Raw genomic sequence first — 26,860 nt, forward strand, 5'->3', positions numbered from 1 at the left:
ATGAAATATGTTGATGCAGAAACTGTTCAAAAGAAAATGAATACGCGGTTATTTATAAATAACTTTGCGAAAACTATATTTTTACTATCAACCATCTTTGGCCTTGTCGTTTTAGCCGTACTTGTCTTTCGTGTATTGTCACAAGGAGCTGGATGGATTAACGTAGACTTTTTAACAGGAAGGTTATCGACTAGTGCTGATAGAGCTGGGATTTTTGGTGCGGTACTGGGGACATTATGGTTAATGCTAGTTGTAGCTCCAGTAACGATGATTATAGGAGTAGGTACGGCGATTTATTTGGAAGCCTATGCAAAAAAAGGACGCCTACAATCATTTATCCAAGCTAATATTTCCAACCTAGCTGGAGTACCTTCAATTGTATTTGGGATTTTAGGTCTTACGATTTTTGTGAGAGCGTTAGATCTTGGAAGTGTCGTCTTAGCTGGTGGTTTAACGATGTCACTATTAGTTTTGCCAATCGTTGTTGTTGCAAGCCAAGAAGCGATTCGTGCAGTGCCAGCGCATTTAAGTGAAGCTTCATATGGGATGGGAGCAACAAAGTGGCAAACCATTAAAAATGTCATATTACCTGCAGCCTTACCAGGTATTTTAACGGGTGCTATCTTGTCTTTATCTCGTGCGATTGGAGAAACAGCACCCCTTGTTGTTATAGGGATTCCTGCTTTGTTAATACCGTTTCCTGGTGGACTTATGGATCGATTTACGGTGTTACCTATGCAAATCTACTATTGGACAATTGATTCAGCACTAGTAGCAGAATATGCTAACTTAGCTGCGGCAACGATTATCGTTTTGCTTTTTGTTCTATTTATGCTAAATTCAATTGCTGTGATCATTAGAAATAAATTTCAAAAAAGATATTAATTTTATAGGGGGTAAAATTGATGGGGCTTTTAACAGTTAGTGAAAAAAAGGGTTTGGAATTTAAATCAGATGAGGTAACTTCAACTAATTCTCAGACAGAAGAAAATATTGTCTATGATACGAAAGATTTAAATCTTTGGTACGGTAAAGATCACGCCTTAAAAAACATCAACCTTTCCATTTATGAAAAAGAAGTTACAGCAATCATTGGACCTTCAGGTTGTGGAAAATCGACTTATATAAAGACGTTAAATCGAATGGTTCAATTGGTTCCTATTGTACGAATTTCAGGGGATATTCGTTATCGTGGCAGAAATATTCTTGATAAGTCATTTCAAGTAGAGGATTTAAGAACTCGTGTTGGAATGGTATTTCAGAAGCCTAATCCATTTCCAAAGTCTATCTATGATAATGTTGCGTACGGGCCAAGAATTCATGGGATACGTAATAAAAAAATATTAGATGAAATTGTTGAACGTAGTCTGCGTGGTGCAGCTATTTGGGATGAAGTAAAAGATCGCCTAACTGAAAATGCTTATGGATTATCTGGTGGACAGCAACAACGTCTTTGTATTGCTCGTTGTTTAGCTATTGAACCAGATGTGATCTTAATGGATGAGCCGACATCCGCACTTGATCCAAAGTCAACGCTTAAGGTAGAAGAATTAATTCAAGAATTAAAAAAAGATTACTCAATTATTATTGTCACTCATAATATGCAACAAGCAGCACGTATTTCAGATAAGACTGCATTCTTTTTAAATGGTGAAGTAGTCGAGTTTGATCATACAGATACTATTTTCTCTAATCCGTCCGATAAGCGTACGGAAGATTATATTACAGGACGATTTGGATAAGAAAGGAATTGTGTTGATATGGTAGTAAGAAGTTTTCACTTCCAGCTTGAGAATGTCAAACAAGAACTTTTAGAAATGGGCGGGCAAGTTGAAGCAGTGCTAAATGAAATGATGAGTGGATTTACTTCATCCAATACAGCCCTGATGGAGAACATTATAAAAAATGATTATAAAATTAATCAAGCAGAGCTTACGCTGCATGATAAAGTCACACTTCTAATCTCGAAGCAGCAACCTGTTGCAACTGATTTACGTAAACTAATCGTTGTATTAAAAATATCGAGTGATCTGGAAAGAGTTGCTGATTTAGCAGTTGATATGGCAAAGCAATCGAGCCGACTTAAAAATCATTCTCTTATTCCGTTTAAAGATCGACTCGTAACGATGTTTACTTTGGCTCAAGAGATGATTCGAAAATCATTAGAGTCATTTGAACAGTCAGATATCATGTTGGCCCAAAAAATCGCATCAATGGATGATAAAGTGGATACTATGTATGGCGATTTAATTCGAGATCTTTTTAAAAGTAATCCAGATCAAATTGAAGTTGATCAAGTTACACAACTTGCCTTTATAGGCCGATATATTGAGAGAATTGCAGACTATGCAACAAACATTGCAGAGTGGGTTGTTTATGAAGTGAATGGAAAGCATTTTGATTTAAATTAAATAAAGTATTTTAAGTTACCCTTTGATAAGGTTCAAGTTACCCATAGTTGAGGTAATTTGATACTGAAAGGGTGATTTTATTTTCCCTTAAATAATTATCAGTTGTGAATGAAGTACGTAAGCTTGCAGAACAATCATCTAAAGCTACTGAAAAAATGACACAATCTATTTCTAATATGTTCCTAAGCTGCTATAAGAAATGAAAGAAAGGGTATATCCTAATTAATAGGATGTACTCTTTTTTAGATTATGAAATGGTTTAAGGTTTGAACATGAATACATGATTAAAAGTGGTACAAAGCGAGAATCAGTTCATAATTGCCCTTGATTTTGCATTATGTATAGATAACGAGATCATAAGGGGGGATTTATATGTCAGTTCCGTATAAGCATGAACCGTTTACAGATTTCACGGTCGAAGCAAATAGAGAAGCATTTGAGATGGCTTTGGATAAGGTTGCAAAAGAGTTAGGACAGGATTTTCCGCTTCGCATTGGTGAAGAACGAATTTTCACCGATGATAAAATCATTTCGATTAACCCAGCAAAAAAAGAGCAGATTGTTGGAACAGTAGGAAAAGCAACGAGGGAACATGTAAAAAAAGCAATGCAAGTCGCATTACATGCATTTGAAGATTGGAAACAGTGGGACCCTGAAGCAAGGGCCGATATCCTTTTCAAGGCAGCAGCGATTGTCCGTCGGCGTAAACATGAATTTGCTGCATATCTTGTATATGAAGCTGGAAAGCCGTGGAAAGAAGCCGATGCTGATACAGCGGAAGCAATTGATTTCCTTGAATACTACGGCAGGCAGATGGTTGAACTAAAAAATGGGGTCCCTGTTTTAAGTCGTGAAATGGAGAAAAATCGATATCATTATATTCCGCTTGGTGTAGGGGTTGTGATCTCTCCATGGAATTTCGCATTTGCGATTATGGCAGGAACGACAGTCGCTTCAGTGGTTACGGGGAACACTGTACTATTAAAGCCTGCGAGTACGACCCCTGTTGTAGCAGCAAAATTTATGGAAGTACTTGAGGAAGCAGGTATGCCAGACGGAGTGATTAATTTTATTCCTGGAAGTGGTTCGGAGATAGGAGATTACTTAGTCGATCATCCAAAGACACGATTTATTAGTTTCACAGGATCTCGTGAAGTAGGGGAGCGAATTTATGAAAGAGCTGCAAAGGTGAATAAAGGCCAGTATTGGTTAAAGAGAGTGGTAGCTGAAATGGGAGGGAAAGACACGATTGTTGTCGATAAAGATGCGGATATCGAGCTTGCGGCTAAATCGATTGTGCAATCAGCATTTGGTTTCTCTGGTCAAAAGTGTTCAGCTTGCTCTAGGGTAGTCATTCTTGAAGATGTCTATGATGAAGTGCTTAAGAAGGCTGTAGCGTTGACGAAGGGAGTATCAGTTGGAGAAACAGTCAACGATATGGATATGGGACCTGTTAATGATCAAGCTGCGTTTGATAAGGTCATGAGCTATATTGAGGTCGCCAAGGAGGAAGGTAGAATTGTGACTGGTGGAACAGGAGATGATAGCGACGGATACTTTATACAGCCAACGATAGTAGCAGATGTTGCACCGAATGCAAGATTAATGCAGGAAGAAATTTTCGGTCCAGTTGTTGCATTCTCGAGGGCCAAAGACTTTTCGGAAGCACTTGAAATTGCTAATAACACAGAATATGGCTTAACAGGGGCAGTGATCTCACGTAATCGTAGGCATATTGAGCAGGCAAAGGCAGAATTTCATGTTGGCAACCTATATATTAATCGTGGCTGCACTGGAGCGATTGTTGGCTATCATCCGTTTGGAGGATTTAATATGTCAGGAACCGATTCAAAAGCTGGAGGGCCAGATTATTTACAACTCTTCCTACAAGCAAAAACAATATCTGAGCAATTATAGAAGAGATGAAGGTGGCTCAAGTCATAAGTCACTCTCACTCATCATATCGAACCGAGACTAGGAAGGATGTGATGAAGATGGTTTTAAGGCCAATGTTCCTCTATTTATCTAAAAATAAAGTACTTAATCGAAGTGCCAAACGCTGGGGTCTTAGAATGGGTGCAAAGCAGATTGTTGCTGGTGTGACGATTGATGATGCAATGACCGCTGTCAAGAAGTTAAATGAGTTTGGACTCGTTGCAACGGTTGATCACTTGGGAGAGTTTATTACATCAAAAGAAGAAGCAATAGAATCGACAACATATTGTATTAAGACATTAGAAGCGATTGCTGATACAGGAGTGACATGTAATCTTTCTTTAAAACTCACTCAATTAGGTCTCGATGTTGAACGTGAGCTCTGTTATGAAAATATGAGAAAAATTGTTGGCAGAGCAGCGGAGCTTGGAAATTTTGTGCGGATCGACATGGAGGATTTTGCGCACTGTCAGCAAACTTTAGACATTCTTTCTACGTTGCGTCGGGAGTTCCCTAGATCGGTAGGGACAGTTATTCAAGCCTATTTGTATCGTGCAAAACAGGATATTTATGATCTTAAGGGAGTGAATCTAAGACTGGTGAAAGGAGCTTATAAGGAATCTCCTCAAGTAGCAATACAATCAAAAAAGCAAATTGATGAGAATTACCTCTCCATTATTAAGCAGCATTTAAAAAGTGGAAGTTACACCGCCATCGCCACTCATGATCATGTCATTATCCAGAAAGTAAAAGCATTTTGTCGAGTTGAAAAGATCCCAAGATCACAATTTGAGTTTCAAATGTTATATGGTTTTCGGAAAGAATTGCAAGAAAAAATCGCAGCTGAAGGGTATACAATGCGTATCTATGTTCCATATGGCACAGATTGGTACGGCTATTTCATGCGTCGATTAGCAGAGCGTCCACAAAATGTTAGCTTTGCCCTTAGAGGGTTGCTTTCTAAATAACGAGATCATTTCATCATTTAAATTATCCTCTCCAGCATTTTTTTGTCATAGTTGTCTTCTTATCCCCTATCCTTTTTCATTCCTTTCATTATGAAAATAGCAGCATGTTTGTAGGTGTCCTGGTTAACTTAAAGTAACTTGAGAGGGAAGGAGAGTTATGTTGATGAAATCTCGTGATATTATTCAAAAAACAGAGCAATTAGGAGCAAAGAACTATCATCCTCTAACAGTAGTAATTGTAAAGGCAGAAGGAGTCTGGGTAGAAGATCCCGAGGGCAATCGCTATATTGATATGCTAAGTGCGTACTCTGCTTTGAATCAAGGGCATCGTCATCCGAAAATCATTCAAGCATTAAAAACTCAAGCAGATCGCATTACGCTAACGTCACGGGCTTTTCACAACGATCAGCTGGCGCCTTTTTACGAAAAAGTTGCTGCGATTACACGTAAAGAAATGGTTTTGCCAATGAATACTGGTGCTGAAGCCGTTGAAACGGCTATTAAAGCGGCACGACGATGGGCATACGATGTGAAAAAAATAGAGAAAAACAAAGCAGAGATCATTGTATGCGAGAATAACTTCCATGGGCGCACAATGTCAGCCGTGTCATTATCTTCGAACGAAGCCTATAAACGTGGATTTGGTCCTATGCTTCCAGGAATAAAGGTTATTCCGTATGGAGACATCAACGCACTACATGAAGGGATAACTGAAAATACGGCCGCTTTTCTCGTTGAACCAATTCAAGGAGAAGCAGGTATCATCATTCCGCCTGATGGTTATTTACGTGATGTGCGTGCTCTTTGCACGCAAGAAAATATATTATTCATTTCTGATGAAATTCAAACAGGTCTTGCTCGAACGGGTAGGATGTTTGCTTGTGATTGGGAAGGTGTAGAGCCTGATATGTATATACTTGGTAAAGCACTTGGGGGAGGAGTTATGCCGATTTCATGTGTTGCTGCAAATAAAAATATCCTAAGTGTATTTGATCCAGGTTCTCATGGGTCGACCTTTGGTGGAAATCCGCTTGCTTGTGCAACGTCCATTGCGGCCCTTGAAGTCATTGAGGAAGAAGGATTAGTTGAGCGCTCTAATCAGCTCGGTCAATATGCAATGGGAGAGCTCAAAAAAATTGTTCATCCTGCTGTTAAAGAAATTCGTGGAAGAGGTCTTTTCATTGGAATTGAATTACATGTTGCAGCCAGACCTTACTGTGAGCGTTTAATGAAGCTTGGATTGCTATGCAAGGAAACGCATGAGAATGTGATTCGTCTTGCACCACCACTCATCATTTCAAAGGAGAATCTTAATTTTGCATTAGAGAAAATTAGGCAGGTGTTTGTAGATTGATAGATAAAAAAATAAGATGCATGATAAAGACAATGGAAAACGTTGACCACAATGAATTTGTCATAGTGGTCAACATTTTCCTTTTTCAAGTAGAGGGATTTGTGAAATTGTGTCGAAGTAAGACTTTAATAATTAGATTATTCTGTAATTTTAAATATATGAAGGGCAGGTGATCAAATGGGAATTAATAAGTTTGTTATGCCTGAAGTTATATTTGGCAATGGCTCCATTAGCCAAATTGGAGAAAGTTGCTTAAGGTTAGGTGCGAAAAAGGTGTTTATCGTTAGTGATCCAAATGTCATTCAAACGAATTGGTATAACGAGATCACGAAAAGCATCGAACAAGCAGGTCTTCACTATGTAAACTACAATGAACTGACAATTAACCCAAAAGATTTTGAAGTTGAAAAAGGTACTCAAAGCTACCTTGAAAACGAATGTGATGCTGTGATAGGGGTAGGTGGTGGAAGTACCATTGACGTTGCGAAAGGAATTGCTATTTTATCGACAAACGAAGGCACGATTCAATCGTTTGAAGGAATTGATAAAATTACGACACCACTTCCCCCGCAAATCATGATCCCAACTACGGCTGGGTCTGGTTCTGAAGTATCACAATTCACCATTCTCGTTGACTCAACAAGAAAAATAAAGATGACAATTGTCTCTAAGTCTCTTGTTCCTGACATCGCCATTATTGATCCGTCGGTCCTTTCAACGAAGGATGCACAATTGACGGCATCAACAGGATTAGATGTGTTGACACATGCGATAGAAGCTTTTGTAAGCGTTGCCTCTACGCCATTAACAGATGTGCATGCTCAAAATGCCATCTCGTTAGTAGCCGACTATCTGCGCCCATCTGTAGCCTCAAAATTAAATATTGAAGCCAAAACGAAAATGGCAATGGCTAGCCTCCAAGCTGGATTAGCCTTTTCTAACGCAATACTAGGGGCAGTTCATGCCATGTCACATGCTGTTGGTGGTCGATTTGATATGCTTCATGGCGAAGTGAATGCAGTCTTATTACCTTATGTAATGGAATATAATTTACTTGCATGCCCTGATAAATTTGCTCACATTGCTCAATTGCTTGGGGAGGACATTCAAGGGTTGACTTCTATTGAAGCTGGTAGAACAGCAGTTGCTTTTGTTAGAGACCTTTCTATCGATATTGGTGCTCCTCAAAGATTATCGGATATGGGGTTAAAGGAAGACTTAGAAGCATATATTCCAGAATTAAGTCAAGTTGCTCTAAACGATGCATGTATGATCACAAATCCTCGTGATATTTTCTTAAAGGATGTAGATTCTCTATTTAGACAAGCACTGTAGGTGATGAAATGAATAATAAGTTAGAAATGATTGATCTATTAACAGGAGTAAAATCTTCAAAGCGAAATTATTATATGGAATTAAAGAAAACGATTAGTGAATTACAAAAGAAAAACATGCAACTAGAAATTATTAATGATGTGATGAAAAGCTTTAATGTTGATATGTCAATGGATGATATGCTTGGAAACACGTTAGAAAAATTAAAACAAATATTTAGATTAGAAAGACTATGCTTGTCTATCGTTGAAAACGAGCAACTTATCGTCTCAAATGTTTATCCTAGCTATCCAAAGAGTTTGCAAAAAGGGAACTCGATTCCTAAAGAACATTCTCTTTTTTGGACAGTTATGACAACAAGGAGTGCTTGCACGCATACGTTTTCCAAGCAAAATAGGATGAATATGGCTGAGAGTAAGTTCTTTTATGAATTAGGGATCAGACAAATCTTATTATTCCCTCTTATTAGCAAAGATAAGGTAATTGGTATTTTAAGTGTAGAAAGTAAACAATTAATCGAATATGAAGAAGAGGATTACTCTTTTTTTCAACAACTTTCAGATCAATTAGCTGTATGTACAGAGAATGCACGACTTTATAATAGAGTGTTAGCGAGTAAGAAAGAATGGGAGGAAACCTTTCGAGCTGTTCCGAATATGATCTTTCTCATTGATTTAAAAGGGAACATCCTTCTCTTTAATGATGCTGTGAAAGATTTTTTTCCATATGAAGAGAAAGTGATTTATGAAAAGACATGGAATGAATTGTTATCTCAACATTTGGTAGATGAAAGTGAAAATCTATTAACAGAAACAATACGAACAAAAAAATTAGCATATCGACAATTGACGATACAAGATCGAATATGTGAATTACACTCCTATCCTTCCTTGAATGAAAATGAAGAGTTAACAGGGGTGATTATCTATATGAATGATGTGACTGACAAACTACAAATTGAAGCACAACTCATTCATTCTGGGAAGCTAGCAGCGATTGGTGAAATGGCAGCTGGTGTCGCGCATGAGCTTAACAATCCTCTTACGGCTATTCTTGGACACTCGCAATTATTGTTAAGATCAGCTAATAAAGAGACAAGTACGTATGAAATGTTATCAGACATTAAAAATTGTGGCGAGCGCTGCAAGCATATTATTAGAAGCTTATTAACATTTTCAAGACAGGATGAATACGTGTTTGAAAAGTGTTCAGTTAATAAGGCGGTAGAACAAGTTTTAAATTTAATCCGTTATCAAATTGAACATCAACATATTTCGATTGAGCTAAAGTTAATGGACGAATTACCTTATATTGATGGAAGTCTACAGCAAATTGAACAAATCGTCATTAATCTATTATTAAATGCAAAGCATGCACTAGAAGAGAGGGAAGATGTACATAGAAAAATAGTAATCGAAACATCCCTAAACATAAAAGACGGAGAAGAAATGATTTCTCTTTCTGTAACGGATAATGGTACTGGAATTGCAGAGGAGAATTTGCAAGAGATCTTTAATCCATTTTTTACGACAAAAAAAGCAATAAAAGGATCTGGGTTAGGGCTTTCCGTTAGTTTAGGTATTGCAAAGGTCCATGGCGGAACAATTGAAGTCATAAGTCAAGTTGAGATAGGAAGTACATTTACCTTGTATTTACCCCGCAATCAATATAAAAACGATTAAAAAAGGAGGAAGAAATGACAAACATTCTAATTATAGATGATGAAAGAGAAGTGGGAAATTTTTTAACTCATTTATTATCAGGGAGCGATTGTCATGTTTTTGTCGGCTATAGTGGAGAAGATGCAAAACGTCTTATCATACAAAGACAATATCAGCTTGCTATGATTGATGTGATGCTTCCTGATACAAGTGGTTTGAAAATATTGAGGAAGATCAAAGAACAAATGCCGCAATGTAAAACGATTATTATGACGGGGTATAGCACAGTTAAAACAGCGGTTGAAGCAATTAAACTTGGCGCAAATGATTATATTGAAAAGCCTTTTGATGACATTGATCAACTGGAGAAGTTAATTAAGCAATTGTTTGAAAATACAACGCCTTCAAATCAAAGCACGATGTTTGAGCTTGCGGAAAGAACGGGATTTATCGTAGGTGAAAATCAATCAATGAAACAACTCGTTACGATGGCTCATAAAATGGCATCTAAAAATATTAATGTATTGATTGAGGGTGAGACAGGTACAGGAAAGGAAGTGTTAGCAACTTATATTCATCATGCAAGCCAACGAAAAGATCAACCTTTCATTGCTGTCAATTGTGGAGCTCTATCGGAAACGTTACTTGAGAGCGAACTTTTCGGACATGAGAAAGGAGCATTTACAGGGGCAGTGAAAGAAAAGAAGGGAATCTTTGAACTAGCAAGTAAGGGGACGTTATTCCTTGATGAAATTGGAGAAGCTTCACTTTCTATTCAAGTAAAATTGCTCCGAGTTTTGGAGACAGGTGAATTTTTTAGGGTAGGTGGTGAATCAGTTAAGAGAACTCATACAAGAATTTTAGCTGCATCTCACGTTAATCTTGCCGAAGCGGTGCAGGAAAAGAAGTTTAGAGAAGATTTATTATATCGTTTGGACGTGGTGAAACTGACCATTCCTCCTTTACGTGAGCGAATGGAGGACATTCCTTTGCTTATTTCGTTTCTATTAAAGAAGTATCAATCAGATCTCACCTTTTCAACAGAAGCACTGAGACTCATTCAACGCTATAAATGGTTTGGGAACATACGTGAGCTTAGTAATATGGTGAAGCGAGCGATTACTCTTGCTGAAGATGAAGGGTCTTTGATTACACCAGCATTTTTACCAGAGAAATTACTAAGTAATGAAACAATATCCATTTCCGAAACTAGTAAAGATTTGCAAGCTAGTAGTGTTAATGACTTTGAAACGTATTTAAGAGAGTGGAACAAGCGTCTCTTATCGTTATGGCAAGAAGAAAAAGAAGTTGATCTTGAGATTGTGCTTAATGATGTTAAGGAACTAGAGGCTCAAATTGGCAAAGCCTTTGTTACAAAGATGCTTAGAGAAACGATTGGAGATAGACGAGAGGCAGCAAAACGATTAAATATTAGTATGCGAAAGCTTCGTTACTTATTAAATGAAAAAAAGCAGCAGTCTCCTATCAAGATCAAGTAGGAGACTGCTGTCCAGAAGGCGTTTACATAATTAAGTGAATGAAATGAACGTTTTAATTCATTGTTAAAACGATGCGTCCATTTATTTGACCGTTTTCCATTCTTTCAAATACTTCATTCACATCTTCCAAAGAAGCTGTTTCGATCATACATTTTACTTTCCCTTGTGCCGCAAAGTCAAGAGCTTCCTGCATATCCTTTCTTGTTCCTACGATTGAGCCTCTGACCGTTACACCATTTAAAACAGTGTTAAAAATAGGAATTGGAAGATCTGCATTTGGAAGGCCGACAACAACCAATGTACCTCCACGTTTAACGGACTGATAAGCTTGCTCAAAGGCTTTTTTTGTAACAGCTACACTAACCGCAGCCTGTACCCCACCAACTTCTTCTTGAATCGCTTGGGCAGGATCGACGTTCATTCCATTAACAGTTAGATCAGCTCCTAATTTTTTCGCTAAATCTAATTTTTCATCTTGAATATCAACAGCTACGACATTAAATCCCATTGCCTTTGCATACTGGAGAGCAACATGTCCCAATCCTCCAATACCATAGATGGCGACCCAATCACCTGGCTTTGCTTCTGAAACCTTCAATGCTTTATACGTCGTAACACCAGCGCATAAAATGGGTGCAATCTCGACTGGGTCAACATTATCAGGAATTTTCGCCACATACTTAGCAGGAGCCTTACAATATTCTGCGTATCCGCCATCTGCAGAATACCCACCATTCAATTGCTCGTGACAAAGCGTTTCTCGTCCAGATAGACAGTATTCACATTCTCCACAAGCGGAATATAGCCATGGAATGCCAACTCGATCGCCTACTTTTAGATTTGTCACACCATCACCAATTTTCTCAACAATGCCAACCCCCTCATGACCAGGAATTAGAGGTAGCTTTGGTTTTACAGGCCAATCTCCATGAAAAGCATGAAGATCAGTATGACATACACCACAAGCTTCAATTTTTACTAAGATTTCATCATAATTAATTGTTGGCTTATCCAATTCTTTAACTTCAATTCTTTTACTAAATTCGTCAATAACAGCTGCTCTCATCATACCAACCCCCCTAAAATATCTTTCAATGTTTTTAAATGCAAATATTGTGCCAAAATTTAAGAGCTTCTGTAACAGGCAGTTTACAGGCACATGAAAAGAAACGAGCCGTTATTTCGGCATATTTATCAAAAATAACGGCTTGTTTTGTCTATTTTTTGTCATGTAATGAGTTAAAACCTTCTTTCACTCTTTTGTCATACTTAAGCTTTTAGGATTGTTATATTCTTTTACAATTACATCGAAGTCATATAAAATATAGACATCATGATGTTTTAATAAGAGGAGGATTTTGTTCGTGTCACAGCAGCTATTAAATATTTTTTATCAATCGCATATTGGGTCTTGGGCGATCTTAGTTCTGTTGTTCTTAGTCAGCTATTTCTTGCTGAAGGGCGGTATTAACAAAGGGGCAAAAATTGTACATATGATTTTGCGTTTGTTCTATGTGATTCAAATTGTTTCAGGAATCGGGTTATTAATTGGTTACGGTTTTCCAGCTGTCTATATCATTAAAGGGATTTTAGCCATTGTCTTAATTTATGCGATGGAAATGTTGCTTGTTCGTACACAGAAAGGGACAATTGGTTCAAAGGCTCCAATGTACTGGGGAATTTTTGTTGTTACACTTGTTCTCGTGGTCCTAATGGGATTTGGAGTATTGTCGTTCTAATCAACTTAATATGAAGTCAAAAACACAGCTAAAGTTGGCTGTGTTTTTGTTTGTGTTTTGTAAAAGAAGAAATCGCCTTAAAGGAAGGAAAAATGGTAAACTTGAACCATTAGATATGAGCGGGAGTGAGTATGGATGGAATGGTCGTTGATGAAGTTTGAGGATTTTACGATCGATGAGCTTTATGAGGTTATTCGTTTTCGAATTGATGTATTTGTTGTGGAGCAGAGCTGTCCATATCATGAGTTAGATGGTCTTGATCAGAACGCATTTCATCTACTTGGCTATGAAGAGGGAGAATTAGCTGCGTATAGTCGACTATTTTCGCGTGGAATAGTGGCTGATGAGGCTTCAATTGGACGAGTGATTGTAAAAGAGAGCTTTCGTGGCCAAGGATATGGTCAGAGATTACTGAGTGAATCAATTCGGCAAATGGAAGAGACGTTAAAGGAAAGCGAGATTGTCATACATGCGCAACTTCATTTACAACAGTTTTACGAGTCTTTTCGGTTTGAAAAGATATCTGAGAGCTATGATTTAGATGGTATTCCTCACATTGATATGATACGAAGACAGTAGGAGGGGATGAAACATGAGTCAGCAGATCGTTTATGGCACTCATCTAAAAGACATTGCAAACAAGGAACGTTTGGCTAATGTGTTCTCTGTACAAAAAGAAATGAAGAAGCCAGCTTTCTATGTATTGCCCTCACATATGTGGCTACAAGCCGCACGACAAAAGCAGCCTGGTTTGCTTGTTACAACGTTTGATGATATTGCACAGTATCTCTTAAAGCAAGCGGGGTATACGTATATATCCTTATCAGAGCAGGAGAGGTCGTTATTTTTTCAACAATTTATGAGGGAAGAAGGAGTCATTTTTGGCGACGATATTCATATAGGGAAAGCACAAGGCTATGCGGATACATATGGACAGGTGAAGCGTCTTGGATTAGCGCTTAATGACCTCCCCGCCTCTCTTCAGTCATTATATTCTCTATTTGCAAACTACGAGAAAAAAGTCGTTCAGGAGCGAAATTTATTAGATCCTGAAAATATTATTTTACGTGCGATAAGTTATTTACAAGAAACGACTGACCCAATCAATGTATCGATCATCACCATTGATGGCTACTATGATTTCAGTCCACTTCAAGCACTGCTTATTGAAGCTTTGAAAAAAGCTAATATTTCTGTAGAGGTTTATGTTCCGACTCATACACAATTAAATATTATCGATAGGACTGTGGCAGAGCTGGTGTCCATGGGTTTTTCAGACCAGCGACAAGAGGTAAGTGACGTTACTGCCTCGATTGAAATGGAGTTGGTAGCAGCGACAACAAATGAGGAACAGTGGAGAGGTGTGATGGAAGAAATCACTCTTGGTACGCTTCCATTGAATGACGTTGGAGTGGTTGTTGTTGATGAAAAAAACGGAATGAAAGAGCTTGAACGCTATGCTTCCATGTATGATGTTCCTGTTAATAAATCGAAAAAACGACCGCTTTCAGCTACTTCGATCCATGCGTTTCTTTTAACAATTATCCAACAAACAGGTGCAATAAAAACAAAATGGGAACAGCTTCCGCTTGTTGAGCATATTCTTAGGCTCTATCAAGTTGGAGGGCTTGTTTACGCAAAACAGAAGCAAACCTTTTTACAGACAGGGCAGTGGAATGATCCAGATCATGAGCAACTATTTGAAGCCGTTTTTCAATTATCCTGGAAGAAAAGCGATCGCTTTGTTGCATACTTACGAAAGCTCGCAAGCTGGGCTGAGCAGTTATCAGTTGGTTCTTATTGGCAAGGCCGATTTGAAGTAGAAACAGACGTACATAAATTAAAAGAGCTTGCTGATGAGTACAAAGCGTGGACACAGCTTGTTAACCAACTGAAGGAATATGAAAAGCTGTTAACGGAAAAAGGGTTAGAAGACCTTGAGCTAACGCTTGATTTATTTGCTGATTGGTTTAAAGAACTTGGTGAACGAACACATTTGTTTGAGCAGCGTGCAACGAAGAGTGGTTTGGCTGTTCATACATGGCGTGATGTCGGTCTATTTAAGGGAAAGAAGCTGTATGTTGTTGGAATGAATGAAGGTGTATTTCCTGCATTGCATCATTTAAGTGGTTATCTTCATGAGAGAGATCTGATCGATAGCAAGGTGCTTTTCAGCCCACCGACACAAGCTCATTTTCGTGAAAAGCAGCAGGCGTATTTTGAGCAGCTTCCTTATTTAAGTGATTCAATTACATTCTCATATGTAAAAGGGATTGATCCTAGTCATCCGTTGCTTGCTTCCCCTTTGCTTGAGAGCTTGGAACAAGCAAAACGTCAGTGGTCATGGGATACGCGTATGCAGCAGGAATACGTGTTAACAGATAGGGATGAAAAAGAGAAGATTACGTTTCATATTGGAAGAGGGTTTGAAGTCGAAGAGGTTCCTAGTGATGTTGAAAATGTGGTTGCGAGACTTAGACGGTTAGAAGAAGGACAGGAGCCAGTTTCCTTGCCGATAGATCAAGTTAAACCAGTCGTTTCAGTGACTGCACTAGAGAGTTATGTGCGATGTCCGTTTCGTTATGCAATGGAGAGAGTCCTTGAAGTTAGTGAAGCAGGAGCTGCCAAGGAGCAAGTGTCTCCGCTTGATATTGGTCAAATGGTCCATGCAATTATCGAAGAAATGTATAAAAAGCTTGATTTGATCGGAGTCCCTTTTGGGGAAGGATCAGACAAGTTAGCCAGTGTTCCTAATTTGTTAAATGAATTGTTTGAGGAGAAGTGGGAGCTTGTAGAAGAGCAAAGCCACGAATTATCACGTCTTGATTTATTACTAACAAAGCAGGATTGGCAAAAACGCCTGCAAAGATGGTGGCAGGCGGAGAGAAAGCATTTCTGGGATAATCCAGCGTTATCACACATGTCAATTATGGCTCTTGAAAAAGCCATTCGCTTTGAATTTTTACTTAAAAATGGACAAATGCTTATTTTAGTTGGAAAAGCCGATCGAGTTGATCTAGCGAATGATGCCTTTGTCGTTTATGACTACAAAACGGGGAAGGCGAGTGTGAATAGCGAAGAGGTTCGGGCTGGCTTGAAGCTGCAGCTACCTTTATATGCGTTCGCGATTCGGGCAGAATTAGAACAACAACAGGGGAGGACGATCACAGCAGATGGCGCTACGTATATTTCGTTGAAAGAACCAAGCAAGCGTGCGGGAAATGGCATGTGGCGTCCAGAGCAAGTTGAGAAAGGCTCGAAGTATTTCGTTTCTTCTTTTTGTAAAAATCGTGAGGAGACACTTGGAACAGAGGCTTTTTTAGAACAGTATGAGTTAAAGGAACGTATTGAGCAAATCTGGAACGGCATGCAGACTAATTTTCCTGTCCAACCCCTAGATTGTGCAAGTCACTGTCCATTTCGTTCAGTCTGTCGTGTAACGGACGAGAAAAAAGAAGAACATGCACTATAAATATAGTTTATTAAAATAACCGAGATAGAAAGCAGGTGAGTCTCATGCAATTCAATGATGCCCAACGACAAGCGATTACGAGTGTGCAGCCACTCGTTCTTGTCTCTGCTGGTGCTGGATCTGGAAAGACGAGAATTTTAACAGAACGTTTTGTTCATTTATGTGAGCTAAGATTAGAGGATAAAGATAATGCGGCAGGAGCAACCGTGGATGAGATGGTCGCCATCACTTTTACGGAGAAAGCTGCTCGGGAAATGAAGGATCGGATACGTAAGCGATTGGCTGAAAAGGAAGCGGAGGCTAGTGAGGAAAGAGCACGCGCATTTTGGCAGGAGCAAAAGGAAGCGGTCGAGCGTGCTCATATTTCGACGTTTCACAGCTTTTGTCAGCGCCTATTAAGTCAGCATGCGATGGCAGCTAACCTTCCTCCTAAAACACGTGTCCTTGATGATATGGAAGCAAGAAGGGCAAAAAGAACGATCATGAAATCGTTGCTTGAGGAACGCCACTTTCTTGAGCGAGCGACTCCTCTATTAGAAGTGATGAGTAAGCAGCAGTTAATGGAATCTATTGAGCAGATTCATGATGATATTCGTGAATTTGTCATTGGTGAGGAAGCGATTTCCTATTTACATGTTACGGACATGCTAAAAACTCAGTCCGCTGCTAAAAAGCAAAAACAGCTTGAATCGGTGCAGGTGTTTCATCAACAAGCACTTCGCTGTGTGGCTGCTTTTCCTCCTTCAGATGAATTAACGAAAGCTCAACAAAATCATGTCGATCGAATTAAAGATGCATTTTCAACATTATCTGAACCAAGTGAACCTGAGTCTTACATCACATTTCTAAATGAGATTATGCCGAGTAGGTCTGATAAAAAATGGAATGAGAAAGCTCCAGCTTTATATGAGCTGTATGTTGATTATTGGAAGCCTTTAAAGGATAGCTGGAAGGATATTGGTGGAGATATATCAATTGATGAGCAAATAACCGTTTACGTTCAGTCTATCGTAGATCTTCTGCAAGAATTTGCGGTCAGATATGCGCGTGAAAAAGAACAAGTAGGAGCACTTGATTTTACTGACCTTCAGCAAAAAGCGGTGGCGTTGCTTACTAATCCAATGATTAAAGAAGCATGTCAGCGCCAATTTCGCCATATGATGGTTGATGAATTTCAAGATACAAATCGCCTTCAGCTGGCGATGTTAGAGAGAATTGAGCCAATGTTTCAATTTATTGTAGGCGATCAAAAACAATCGATTTATCGGTTCCGTGGTGCAAACGTTGCCTTAATGAACGAGAGGGAAGATATTGCAGTAAAAGAAGAGTGGGCTGAAGCCATCTTAATGAATACGAATTACAGAACGTCCGCTCCAATTATTGAGGCTGTCAATAAACTGTTTGCCCATGCGATGACATCTGTGCGAACGAAGGCATATGAGACTGTTTATACGCCTCTAACAGCTGGTCGAAATGGAGAAAGAGAAAATGAAAAACGTGTTGAATTGACTGTTCTTCCAAAAGATGAGGAAAGAGAGACAAACACCTACCAAGCACTGGCTAATAGAATGAGTGAAATGATTCAATTAGGGCTTCCTCATGTTCAAAAAGGAGATGTGTGGGTTCGACCGACTTGGGGAGATATCGCGATTCTCATACCAGCTCGTTCTCATCTTCTTACCCTTGAAAAGGCTCTAAATAATCTAGGCATTCCTTATGTCGTAAGCGGTGGGATCGGATTTTACCAACGACAAGAAATTATCGATTTTGTCACGCTTCTGCGTTGGTTGAATCGTCCGTTTGAAGATGTTCATCTACTTGCGATTTTACGAAGCCCACTGTGCGGGTTAACTGTCGCTGACTTTTTAGCGATGAAAGAGGGCTTAGATGAAACGGAAGCTTTTTATCAGTTAATGTATGAAGAAGAACACTCGTCATTTGATCGTCTTCCAAGTGCGATTAAAGAAGCGAGCCAGTTGGTGAAGGGCTGGCTTGAGAGATGGACACCATTTCGCTTTCACCAATCGCTTAAGGATATCTTAATGGAGTTGTTTTCAGATACTGGTCTTAGATCGTCGCTATTGCTTCAAACAAATGGTTTACAAAAAGTGAGAAACGTGGAGAAGCTGATTGAGGTCATAGTAAGTAGTAATCACATGGAGCTTGAAACAATATTAGCTGAATTAGATGAAAGAATGCTTTTGAGTGAAAAGGAAGGAGAATCAGAGGTTGAACGAATAGATGGGGATGTTGTCCAAATTATGACTGTCCATGCTTCAAAAGGTCTTGAATTTCCGATTGTCTGTCTTCCTCATTTAGATCGTAACATTCGCGGAGATAAAGGGAGGATTCGCTTCCATCCTGAACTTGGAATCGTATTCAATCTTGAGAAAGAGGGAGAAGAGTTAGATGACAAGTTAATCCCCTATCAAACTCCAGGTTATTCAATTGTAAAGGATTTGGCTGATGCTGAAGCGAGAGAAGAATCAAAACGTTTATTTTATGTGGCGATGACGCGAGCGCGTGATTATTTGTATATGATTGGTGAGGAATCAAATGCTTATGATACATGGCTTAAACTTGTCGAAACAGCAATGGAGGAAACAGAGCTAGAATCGAAGGTGATAAAGTCTGAAGAGAGCCAAGCGCAATCTCGCTTTGAGAAGGTATCTGAGAGTTACTCTTTACCGAAACGAGTTCAAAAGCAAGAAATGCCATTATCACTATCTGTTTCAGAGGTTTTGACCTTTATCAAGGATCCACTTGAGTATTTCAACCGTTTTGTTGTTGGTTTGCCTTTTGCCGAATCAAAAGAAGATTTAGATCATACGCTTAAAGAAAAATCTATTGTTGATCCTTCGCGTCTTGGAACACTTGTCCATCGTGCATGTGAACTACGAGATTATGGTTTATCCATAGAAGGAGCAATCACAGCGGCATTGAGTGAAGAGGAAGAGATCATTGATAGTGCTACATATGAGATAGAGATGAGCAGATTGATGGGAAATTACACAGACGAACAACGCGAACAGCTCGGAAATGTCATTGCTAATGAGTGGTCCTTTATTGTGAATATTGAAGGAGTAGAATTAATCGGTGAAATCGATAAAGTTGTTGTGAAAAATGGGAAGCTAGCCATTATTGATTTTAAAACAAATAAGATCAAATCTTCTGGTGAGGAGCTGCTTGAATTTTACCGCCCTCAGCTTTATTTATACAAAATGGCGTACGAAGAACAGACAGGTGAAAAAATTGATTCGACATCTTTATATGTCCTTAGAGATGCAATACAGCCGCTTCATACAGTCGTTGTAAAACAAGGAGAAGAGGATGCTGTTAGGGTAGCGATTCAAACGATCAAATCATTACGAATTAGTCGAGCTAGGAAAGAAGCATATCAAGCACTTAAGAAACAGCATGGATGAAGGTAGAAGATATAGTATAATTAACTAAAAAAAGATGGTCTTTTGTGTCTGATCTGTTGAAAATTTATCGTAAGAAAGTGATGGAGTATAATGAATCAATCTGAGATCGAGAAAAGACTGAGAGAAAGTGAAGAGCAATATCGTTCTCTTTTCCGTTACAGTACAAATGCAATGTTTGTGTTAAATCGATTAGGTCAGTTTGAACAAGTGAATCCAGCCACTTCAAGAATGACAGGATATGTAGAAGATGAGTTGGTGATGATGCATTTTAACGAGCTCGTCTTTGAGCAGGGTCACAAATTAGCTCAGGATTTTGTGCAACGTGCTTTGAAAGGATCTTCTGAGACGTTCGATATTGAACTAAGACACCGCTTGAAACAAAAATTATTCGTTCATCTAACACTAGTGCCTAACGAGATAAATGGAGAGATTAAAGGTGTTATTGGGGTTGCTGAAGACATAACAAAACGTAAACAAGATGAGCAAAAAATAAAAAGGATGGCAAATGAAGATGAGTTAACAGGATTGCCAAATCGTCGCTCTTTAACTGAGCATCTTGCTACTGCTATCACCTTAGCAGATCGCAATAATGAGCAACTTGCTGTCTTGTTTATTGATTTGGATCGTTTTAAGTTAGTCAATGATACACTGGGTCATATTTTGGGTGACAAAGCGTTAAAGGAAATGGGTAAACGAATTAATGAAGGGTTACAAGAAGAGGCAATCTTGGCAAGAATGGATGGGGATGAATTTATTGCTCTCATACCTCGTTTATCCTCACTGGAACAAGCGACGGAGGTAGCTTCTCAACTATTAGAATGGATAAAACAACCACTACTTATTGATGGATATGAGTTTACATTGACAGGAAGTATAGGGATTGCGATGTATCCTGATAGTGGGGACAATGTTGAATTACTTATAAAATGTGCTGATGCTGCCATGTACTCTGCAAAGACAAAGGGAGGCGATGTATTCGAAAAGTATGAGGAGAATATGCGTTACAAATTCTTTGAACGATTTCATGTCGAAAATGACCTACGTCGAGCACTTGAAAAAGGAGAGTTCTTTCTCTATTTTCAACCGCAATTTGATGCAGTGACAAACGAGTTGTGTGGGGAAGAAGTTTTAGTAAGATGGTTTCATCCCGAGGAGGGGGTAACAAGCCCTAATAAATTTATTGCAATAGCAGAGGAAACGGGTTTAATCATTCCTATTGGTAAATGGATTTTACGACAAGCGTGTTTGCAGAAAAAAAAGTGGATTGATTTAGGTTATCCTCATGTGTCGATGTCAGTGAACTTATCGTTAAGACAATTTCTCCAGCAAAATATTGTAGAAACAGTAAAAGATATTTTAGAGGAATCACAACTTCCTCCTCATTTACTTGAAATCGAAGTGACGGAAAGTGTGACGATTGATATCGAGCGGACGATTGATATATTGAAGCGATTAACAGCTCTCGGTATTAAGATCAGCCTTGATGACTTCGGTACAGGATATAGTTCATTGCAGTATGTGAGTCAATTGCCTATCCAAGAGTTGAAAATTGATCAGTCCTTTGTTCGAAACATTGGTAAAGGACAAAATAGTGAAGGCATTATTGCAATGATTATTAATTTGGCCCATTTTTTAAATTTAAAAGTCATTGCAGAGGGTGTGGAAACCGAAGCTCAGCTTTCATACTTAGTGAAGCAACGATGTGATAAGGTTCAAGGCTATTTCCATTCAAGACCTTTATCTGTTGAGGAGTATGAGTTATTTTTGCAGCAAATTTGATGCAAGGCGAACTCAACCCCTTAAACAACGTAGAGAATGTTTTTGTTTCTGCTTTAAACTATATAGTCAGTAAATAGTACAAAAAATGATAATTCTTTAAAACTATTTCCTATTTCCTACACAGAATCAGCTTATTTCTATTTAAAATATGCTATCATTATAAAAAAGCTCCGCATGTCGTTTGCAAATTACGAAGTGAACCTCATCGGCAAAAAAGTGAACATCGAGGTGAATAGAATCTTGGTTAACTCAGAGTATCTAGATGTCTTTCTTGACGAGAGTCAGGAACATCTTCAAGCGATTAACGACAATCTATTAAAATTGGAGCAAGCGCCTGATGATTTATCGATTGTAGGGGAAGTATTTCGTTCTGCCCACACTCTTAAAGGGATGGCGGCTACAATGGGATTTGAGGACCTTGCTCATTTAACTCATAACATGGAAAACGTCTTGGATCTAATACGTAATCAAAAGTTACATGCGACTTCAGAAGTACTTGATGTTGTTTTTGCAGCAGTTGATGATCTTGAAGCAATGGTGACTGATATTGCAGGTGGTGGCGATGGAAAGCGTGATGTATCTGAAGTAGTAGCTCTGCTTGAAATTATTGAAAAGGGAGAATCGCCAGCTGCTGCTACAGTAGAGGCAACAGGAGTAGAGGTCGAAGCTGTAGACATTTTAGAAGAAACGTATGATGAGTTCGAACGTACGGTTATCCAGCAATCCGCTGAGCAAGGTTATGTTACTTATCAAATTAGAGTAACATTAGACGAACGAGCGATGTTAAAAGCAGCTCGTGTCTTTATGGTGTTTGAGATACTTGAACAAATTGGTGAAGTGATTAAATCAACCCCATCTACTGAATATTTGGAAGAGGAAAAATTTGATCAAGATTTTCTCGTTACGCTTGTTTCAAAAGTTGAGGGTGAGGAAATCAAGCAACGTATTTTAAAAGTATCAGAGATTACAAATGTAGCTGTTCATCAAGTGGACATTGAGAAGCTTTCTTTAAGGATAGAAGCAGAAAAAAAAGAAGCGACTTCTGAAATGAACGATGAAAAACAAGTGAGCAGTACTAAAGCACCTGTTAATCAGAAGGAATCTACCTCTGTTCAGCCAAAGAAATCTCAAGGGGATTCTAATAAGACGATTCGTGTAAACATTGAGCGTTTGGATGTTTTAATGAATTTATTTGAAGAGCTTGTCATTGATCGTGGACGCCTAGAGCAAATTGCGAGTGAGCTTCGTAATAGTGAATTGAATGAAACCGTTGAAAGAATGTCACGAATTTCAGGAGATTTACAAGAGATTATTCTGAATATGCGGATGATGCCTGTTGAACAAGTGTTTAATCGCTTCCCACGTATGGTCAGAAGCTTATCAAAAGACTTGAATAAAAAGGTTAATCTTGAAATTAGTGGTGCAGAAACAGAACTTGATCGAACCATTATCGATGAAATTGGAGATCCACTTGTTCATCTGCTACGAAATTCAATTGATCATGGTATTGAAACGCCAGATAAGCGCCGTGAGCTTGGTAAACCAGAAGAAGGTACCGTTCGATTAAAAGCATATCATAGCGGCAACAACGTCTTCATTGAAATTGAGGATGATGGTGCTGGGATTGACCGTGAAAAAGTACTTAGAAAAGCTCTTACAAATGGGATTGTAACAGAAGAAGAGGCAGAGAAATTAACAGATCAACAAGTTTTTGGTTTGCTATTTGCCTCTGGATTTAGTACAGCAGAGAAAATTACTGATGTTTCTGGGCGTGGGGTTGGTCTTGATGTCGTTCGGAATACTTTTGAGTCATTAGGTGGAATTGTTACTGTAAATTCGGTTCTTGGAAAAGGATCTATTTTCTCCATACAATTGCCGCTTACGCTTTCCATTATCGATGTCATGCTTGTTGAAGTGAAGGAGGAAAAATACGCAATTCCGTTATCCTCCATCGTGGAAACAGCTATTGTCAATAAACAGGATGTGTATAGTGCGCATAATCAAAAGGTCATTGATTTCCGTGGGAAGGTCGTTCCGCTTGTTTTCTTAAAGGAAATATTCCAAATACCAGGTGATCAACCAGAAGACGAATTCTACTCACTTGTTATTGTTCATAAAGGTGATAAAGTAGCAGGACTTGTAGTCGATTCTTTAATCGGCCAGCATGATATAGTGCTAAAATCGCTCGGTAATTATTTAAAAGACGTTTTTGCGATTTCTGGAGCAACTATTTTAGGCAATGGTCAGGTTGCACTTATCGTCGATTCCAATGCATTAATCAAGTAACTTTATCAGAGGGAGGCCTCTCACGTTGTCCAATGAATTAGCTACAAAAAAAGAGTTAAAAGTCATTGTGTTTCAATTGAAGGACGAAGAGTATGCCATTGAAGTAGATTATATTCAGTCGATTGAGCGAATGCAGCCTGTAACAAGAATCCCGCGTACATTTCCTTTTATAACAGGAGTAATGAATTTACGTGGAGTGATTACGCCAATCATTAACTTACGAAAGCGTTTTGGGATAGAAGAAAAACCTTTCGATGATGCAACTAGAATTCTTGTCATTTCTAAAGAAGGCCTTGAGATTGGTTTTATCGTTGATGGCGCAAATGACGTTATTGATATTCCTGTTGAAAAAATAGAACCAACTCCTGAAGTAGTAGGGGGAGTAGAGGCTGAGTATTTAAGAGGAGTCGTGAAGTTAGATAAACGTCTATTCACTCTCTTAAACCTAGAAAAAGTAATCCAAGAATCATAAAAAAATTAAACGAATTAGAAACTATTAATGAGGTGATCGAATGGCATCAGTACTTATTGTTGATGATGCGGCATTTATGCGCATGATGATTAAAGATATTCTTTCAAAAAATGGATTTGAGATTGCAGGTGAAGCAGCTAACGGTGCAGAAGCAGTTGAAAAATTCAAAGAGTTAAGTCCGGATCTTGTTACAATGGATATCACTATGCCAGAAATGGATGGTATACAAGCTCTTAAAGAGATTAAACAAGTTGATGGTGGAGCAAAGGTTATTATGTGTTCAGCAATGGGACAGCAATCAATGGTTATTGATGCTATTCAATCTGGCGCAAAAGACTTTATTGTTAAACCGTTTCAAGCAGATCGAGTGCTTGAGGCAATTAAGAAAGTATTAGGATAAATAATATGATGCCCCCAGTTGCCGTTAGATAGGTAGTTGGGGGTTTTGCTATGATAGGTGGTAGAAACGAATATGAAAAAACTTAGTATTATAATGGTGTTTTTTGCGTTGGTTATTAGTGGATGTATGATTGAGGAAACGGTGTTACCTTCTACGGGAAATGTAGAGATTAGTGATGAATTAAAGGTAACATTTTTTGATGTTGGACAAGGGGATGCAACCCTTTTTCAAACAGAAGATGCGACGATTTTAATTGATGCAGGTCGTCATGATCGTGATGACGTCGTTTCATTACTTGAGTCAGCGAACGTGGATACGATTGACCTTTTTGTTGCAACGCATCCTCATGCTGATCATATTGGACAAGCAGATAAGGTTCTACAGACATTTAATGTAGAGGAAGTCTGGATGTCTGGGGACGTCCATGACACAAGAACGTTTGAACGCACAATTGCGGCCATTAGTGCTGCGGATATTGATTATTATGAACCACGAGCAGGTGAAGAATTTAATATTGGTTCGATGGAGGTTGAAGTTCTGAATCCAGAGGAATTGACAGGGGACTTTAACAACGGTTCAATTGCCATACGTCTACAATATGATCATATTTCATTTATTATGATGGGCGATGTTGAAGTTGAAAACGAAATCGAGATACTCAAACGTGGACATCAGCTCAAAGCAAACATTCTTCGTTTAGGTCATCACGGTTCATCCACATCGACTTCAAAGGAATTATTAGATGCGGTTAACCCAGAAGTTGCGATTTATTCTGCTGGGGAGGATAATGAATACGGACATCCACATAGGGAAGTTGTTAGTTTGATTGAGAGTAGAAATATTGATTTTTATGGAACCGATAAGAATGGTCATATTGTAGTAACGACAAATGGAGAGACTTACGAAGTAGTAACAGAATATGATAATGAAGTAGCGACTTCTTCATGCGTTGATTTGAACAAGGCGTCAGTAGATGAGTTAGAGCAAATTGTCCATCTCGGTGAAGAACGAGCCGAGGAGGTTATGAAGCTACGTCCGATTACAGCAGCGAATCAATTAACCGATATAAATGGTATAGGTGATGGTCGTTTAGCTGACATTATAGCAGAAGGAAAAGCCTGTCTAGATGGGGTGGTGTTACGATGAGAGCAATTGTTGATCGGATTGTTGATGGCATTCATATTGTCCTCTTAGTAGGGGAAGAAGAGGTAGAAATGATTCTTTTAAAAGAACAGTTATCTATCGATGTGAAGGAAGGTACTATCCTGGATGTCAATTTTGTTAATGGTCAACTGCAAGGAGTAAAACTAATGGAAGATTCCACGCATAATCGTATAGACGAGCAGTTGAAGCAGCTTCGTAAACGCCAACGAAGTAAATATAACCGTAATGGTTAAGCGGTATGAAGCGTAAACGTAATAATGATTTATTTTTACTAATAACAAAAGGAGTTAAAAAGATGAAGAAGCAATTTGCCGTTATTGGGCTAGGCCGTTTCGGAAGTAGTGTATGTAGAGAACTCTATAAGCTAGGACATGAAGTGTTAGCAATCGATTTAAAAGAAGAGAGAGTGAATGACATTACTCGTCATTCCACTCATAGTGTCATTGCAGATACGACAGATGAGAATGCGCTTCAGTCACTAGGCATTCGAAACTTTGATTATGTGATTGTGGCGATTGGTGATGATATCCAATCAAGTATTCTCTCGACCCTTTTACTCAAAGAGCTGGGTGTGAAAAACGTTTGGGTGAAAGCACAAAGCTATTATCATCAACGAGTACTTGAGAAAATTGGAGCAGATCGAATCGTCCATCCTGAGCAAGACATGGGAATACGTATTGCGCAACATTTAACATCAGAAAAAATAGTTGATTACATTGAATTGTCAGCTGATTATAGTATCGTTGAGCTCATTGCAACGGATAAGGTAGCAAATAAGTCCCTCGTTGAGCTTGATGTACGAGCGAAGTATGGATGTACGATTCTTGGAATCAAACGAGGTGAAGATATTAACATTGCTCCGATGCCGACGGATCATATATTTCAGGACGATATTTTGATTGTCATTGGTCACAAAAATGATTTAAAACGGTTTGAAGATGAGGGAATGTAAGAATAAGG

Annotated in this window: 21 protein-coding genes; 20 read left to right on the forward strand and 1 reads right to left on the reverse strand. The window is 38.7% G+C overall.

The genetic code is table 11. The features are described 5' to 3' along the window. The 9 genes from pstA to IQ10_RS08950 all read left to right on the forward strand — a co-directional run bounded on the left by pstA (window position 1) and on the right by IQ10_RS08950 (window position 11,163). On the forward strand, window positions 1-885 hold the full coding sequence (pstA, locus tag IQ10_RS08910) for a phosphate ABC transporter permease PstA (protein WP_144450139.1): 885 nt from the start codon (window positions 1-3) through the stop codon (window positions 883-885). A gap of 20 nt (window positions 886-905) precedes the next feature. After that, on the forward strand, window positions 906-1,742 hold the full coding sequence (gene pstB / locus IQ10_RS08915; RefSeq protein ID WP_144450140.1) for a phosphate ABC transporter ATP-binding protein PstB: 837 nt from the start codon (window positions 906-908) through the stop codon (window positions 1,740-1,742). A gap of 18 nt (window positions 1,743-1,760) precedes the next feature. Further along, window positions 1,761-2,411, forward strand: a complete 651-nt coding sequence (gene phoU / locus IQ10_RS08920; RefSeq protein WP_144450141.1) for a phosphate signaling complex protein PhoU — start codon at window positions 1,761-1,763, stop codon at window positions 2,409-2,411. Window positions 2,412-2,783: 372 nt separating this feature from the next. Continuing rightward, window positions 2,784-4,328 (forward strand): L-glutamate gamma-semialdehyde dehydrogenase, encoded by a 1,545-nt coding sequence (gene pruA / locus IQ10_RS08925; RefSeq protein WP_144450142.1) that lies wholly within the window; start codon window positions 2,784-2,786, stop codon window positions 4,326-4,328. A gap of 77 nt (window positions 4,329-4,405) precedes the next feature. Beyond that, window positions 4,406-5,314: a proline dehydrogenase family protein gene (locus IQ10_RS08930; RefSeq protein WP_206751987.1), complete on the forward strand. Its 909-nt coding sequence runs from the start codon at window positions 4,406-4,408 to the stop codon at window positions 5,312-5,314. Window positions 5,315-5,474: 160 nt separating this feature from the next. Then, on the forward strand, window positions 5,475-6,668 hold the full coding sequence (locus IQ10_RS08935; RefSeq protein WP_144450143.1) for an ornithine--oxo-acid transaminase: 1,194 nt from the start codon (window positions 5,475-5,477) through the stop codon (window positions 6,666-6,668). A 177-nt stretch (window positions 6,669-6,845) separates the two neighbouring features. Then, window positions 6,846-8,003, forward strand: a complete 1,158-nt coding sequence (locus tag IQ10_RS08940; protein ID WP_144450144.1) for an iron-containing alcohol dehydrogenase — start codon at window positions 6,846-6,848, stop codon at window positions 8,001-8,003. Window positions 8,004-8,011: 8 nt separating this feature from the next. After that, a complete protein-coding gene (locus IQ10_RS08945) occupies window positions 8,012-9,685 on the forward strand; it encodes a GAF domain-containing sensor histidine kinase (RefSeq protein ID WP_144450145.1) in 1,674 nt (557 codons plus the stop codon). A 14-nt stretch (window positions 9,686-9,699) separates the two neighbouring features. Then, on the forward strand, window positions 9,700-11,163 hold the full coding sequence (locus IQ10_RS08950; RefSeq protein WP_144450146.1) for a sigma-54-dependent transcriptional regulator: 1,464 nt from the start codon (window positions 9,700-9,702) through the stop codon (window positions 11,161-11,163). A gap of 52 nt (window positions 11,164-11,215) precedes the next feature. Here IQ10_RS08950 and adhP read toward each other — a convergent pair whose 3' ends face one another. After that, on the reverse strand, window positions 11,216-12,229 hold the full coding sequence (gene adhP, locus IQ10_RS08955) for an alcohol dehydrogenase AdhP (protein WP_144450271.1): 1,014 nt from the start codon (window positions 12,227-12,229) through the stop codon (window positions 11,216-11,218). 298 nt (window positions 12,230-12,527) lie between these two features. Between adhP and IQ10_RS08960 the strand changes: the two genes are divergently transcribed. The 11 genes from IQ10_RS08960 (at window position 12,528) to IQ10_RS09010 (ending at window position 26,852) form a co-directional block, all read left to right on the forward strand. Further along, window positions 12,528-12,902 carry a DUF1516 family protein gene (locus tag IQ10_RS08960; protein ID WP_144450147.1) on the forward strand — a complete coding sequence of 125 codons (375 nt, stop codon included), beginning with the start codon at window positions 12,528-12,530 and terminating at the stop codon, window positions 12,900-12,902. Between the two features lie 135 nt (window positions 12,903-13,037). Next, window positions 13,038-13,481, forward strand: coding sequence for a GNAT family N-acetyltransferase (locus IQ10_RS08965; protein ID WP_144450148.1), 444 nt, complete (start codon window positions 13,038-13,040; stop codon window positions 13,479-13,481). A gap of 13 nt (window positions 13,482-13,494) precedes the next feature. Then, window positions 13,495-16,374, forward strand: coding sequence for a PD-(D/E)XK nuclease family protein (locus IQ10_RS08970; RefSeq protein WP_144450149.1), 2,880 nt, complete (start codon window positions 13,495-13,497; stop codon window positions 16,372-16,374). A 44-nt stretch (window positions 16,375-16,418) separates the two neighbouring features. Continuing rightward, entirely contained in the window at window positions 16,419-19,799 is a 3,381-nt protein-coding gene (locus tag IQ10_RS08975) for a UvrD-helicase domain-containing protein (RefSeq protein ID WP_144450150.1), read from the forward strand. 90 nt (window positions 19,800-19,889) lie between these two features. Beyond that, complete coding sequence (locus tag IQ10_RS08980; RefSeq protein WP_144450151.1) at window positions 19,890-21,578, forward strand: putative bifunctional diguanylate cyclase/phosphodiesterase; 1,689 nt, start codon at window positions 19,890-19,892, stop codon at window positions 21,576-21,578. Window positions 21,579-21,818: 240 nt separating this feature from the next. After that, entirely contained in the window at window positions 21,819-23,864 is a 2,046-nt protein-coding gene (locus IQ10_RS08985; RefSeq protein WP_144450152.1) for a chemotaxis protein CheA, read from the forward strand. 25 nt (window positions 23,865-23,889) lie between these two features. Continuing rightward, window positions 23,890-24,336 carry a chemotaxis protein CheW gene (locus tag IQ10_RS08990; RefSeq protein WP_144450153.1) on the forward strand — a complete coding sequence of 149 codons (447 nt, stop codon included), beginning with the start codon at window positions 23,890-23,892 and terminating at the stop codon, window positions 24,334-24,336. 40 nt (window positions 24,337-24,376) lie between these two features. Continuing rightward, window positions 24,377-24,736 carry a response regulator gene (locus IQ10_RS08995; protein WP_144450154.1) on the forward strand — a complete coding sequence of 120 codons (360 nt, stop codon included), beginning with the start codon at window positions 24,377-24,379 and terminating at the stop codon, window positions 24,734-24,736. Window positions 24,737-24,808: 72 nt separating this feature from the next. Continuing rightward, a complete protein-coding gene (locus IQ10_RS09000) occupies window positions 24,809-25,882 on the forward strand; it encodes an MBL fold metallo-hydrolase (protein WP_144450155.1) in 1,074 nt (357 codons plus the stop codon). Further along, the gene (locus tag IQ10_RS09005) at window positions 25,879-26,133 is read left to right on the forward strand and encodes a DUF3006 family protein (protein WP_144450156.1); all 255 of its coding nucleotides are present in this window, start codon (window positions 25,879-25,881) and stop codon (window positions 26,131-26,133) included. The genes IQ10_RS09000 and IQ10_RS09005 overlap by 4 nt, the downstream gene beginning before the upstream one ends. 62 nt (window positions 26,134-26,195) lie before the next feature. Continuing rightward, window positions 26,196-26,852 carry a potassium channel family protein gene (locus IQ10_RS09010; RefSeq protein WP_144450157.1) on the forward strand — a complete coding sequence of 219 codons (657 nt, stop codon included), beginning with the start codon at window positions 26,196-26,198 and terminating at the stop codon, window positions 26,850-26,852. The last annotated feature ends 8 nt before the right edge of the window (window positions 26,853-26,860 follow it).

Source organism: Halalkalibacter nanhaiisediminis (genome assembly GCF_007830185.1).
Lineage (GTDB): Bacteria > Bacillota > Bacilli > Bacillales > Bacillaceae_D > Halalkalibacter > Halalkalibacter nanhaiisediminis.

Bases quoted from the DNA above. Each gene is read 5' to 3' on its own strand.
- pstB (WP_144450140.1), top strand. From the start codon at position 906: ATGGGGCTTTTAACAGTTAGTGAAAAAAAGGGTTTGGAATTTAAATCA.
- IQ10_RS08970 (WP_144450149.1), top strand. From the start codon at position 13,495: ATGAGTCAGCAGATCGTTTATGGCACTCATCTAAAAGACATTGCAAAC.
- IQ10_RS08965 (WP_144450148.1), top strand. From the start codon at position 13,038: ATGGAATGGTCGTTGATGAAGTTTGAGGATTTTACGATCGATGAGCTT.
- pruA (WP_144450142.1), top strand. From the start codon at position 2,784: ATGTCAGTTCCGTATAAGCATGAACCGTTTACAGATTTCACGGTCGAA.
- IQ10_RS09005 (WP_144450156.1), top strand. From the start codon at position 25,879: ATGAGAGCAATTGTTGATCGGATTGTTGATGGCATTCATATTGTCCTC.
- IQ10_RS08995 (WP_144450154.1), top strand. From the start codon at position 24,377: ATGGCATCAGTACTTATTGTTGATGATGCGGCATTTATGCGCATGATG.
- pstA (WP_144450139.1), top strand. From the start codon at position 1: ATGAAATATGTTGATGCAGAAACTGTTCAAAAGAAAATGAATACGCGG.
- IQ10_RS08930 (WP_206751987.1), top strand. From the start codon at position 4,406: ATGGTTTTAAGGCCAATGTTCCTCTATTTATCTAAAAATAAAGTACTT.
- IQ10_RS08945 (WP_144450145.1), top strand. From the start codon at position 8,012: ATGAATAATAAGTTAGAAATGATTGATCTATTAACAGGAGTAAAATCT.
- IQ10_RS08975 (WP_144450150.1), top strand. From the start codon at position 16,419: ATGCAATTCAATGATGCCCAACGACAAGCGATTACGAGTGTGCAGCCA.
- IQ10_RS08980 (WP_144450151.1), top strand. From the start codon at position 19,890: ATGAATCAATCTGAGATCGAGAAAAGACTGAGAGAAAGTGAAGAGCAA.
- adhP (WP_144450271.1), bottom strand. From the start codon at position 12,229: ATGAGAGCAGCTGTTATTGACGAATTTAGTAAAAGAATTGAAGTTAAA.
- phoU (WP_144450141.1), top strand. From the start codon at position 1,761: ATGGTAGTAAGAAGTTTTCACTTCCAGCTTGAGAATGTCAAACAAGAA.
- IQ10_RS09000 (WP_144450155.1), top strand. From the start codon at position 24,809: ATGAAAAAACTTAGTATTATAATGGTGTTTTTTGCGTTGGTTATTAGT.
- IQ10_RS08940 (WP_144450144.1), top strand. From the start codon at position 6,846: ATGGGAATTAATAAGTTTGTTATGCCTGAAGTTATATTTGGCAATGGC.
- IQ10_RS09010 (WP_144450157.1), top strand. From the start codon at position 26,196: ATGAAGAAGCAATTTGCCGTTATTGGGCTAGGCCGTTTCGGAAGTAGT.
- IQ10_RS08950 (WP_144450146.1), top strand. From the start codon at position 9,700: ATGACAAACATTCTAATTATAGATGATGAAAGAGAAGTGGGAAATTTT.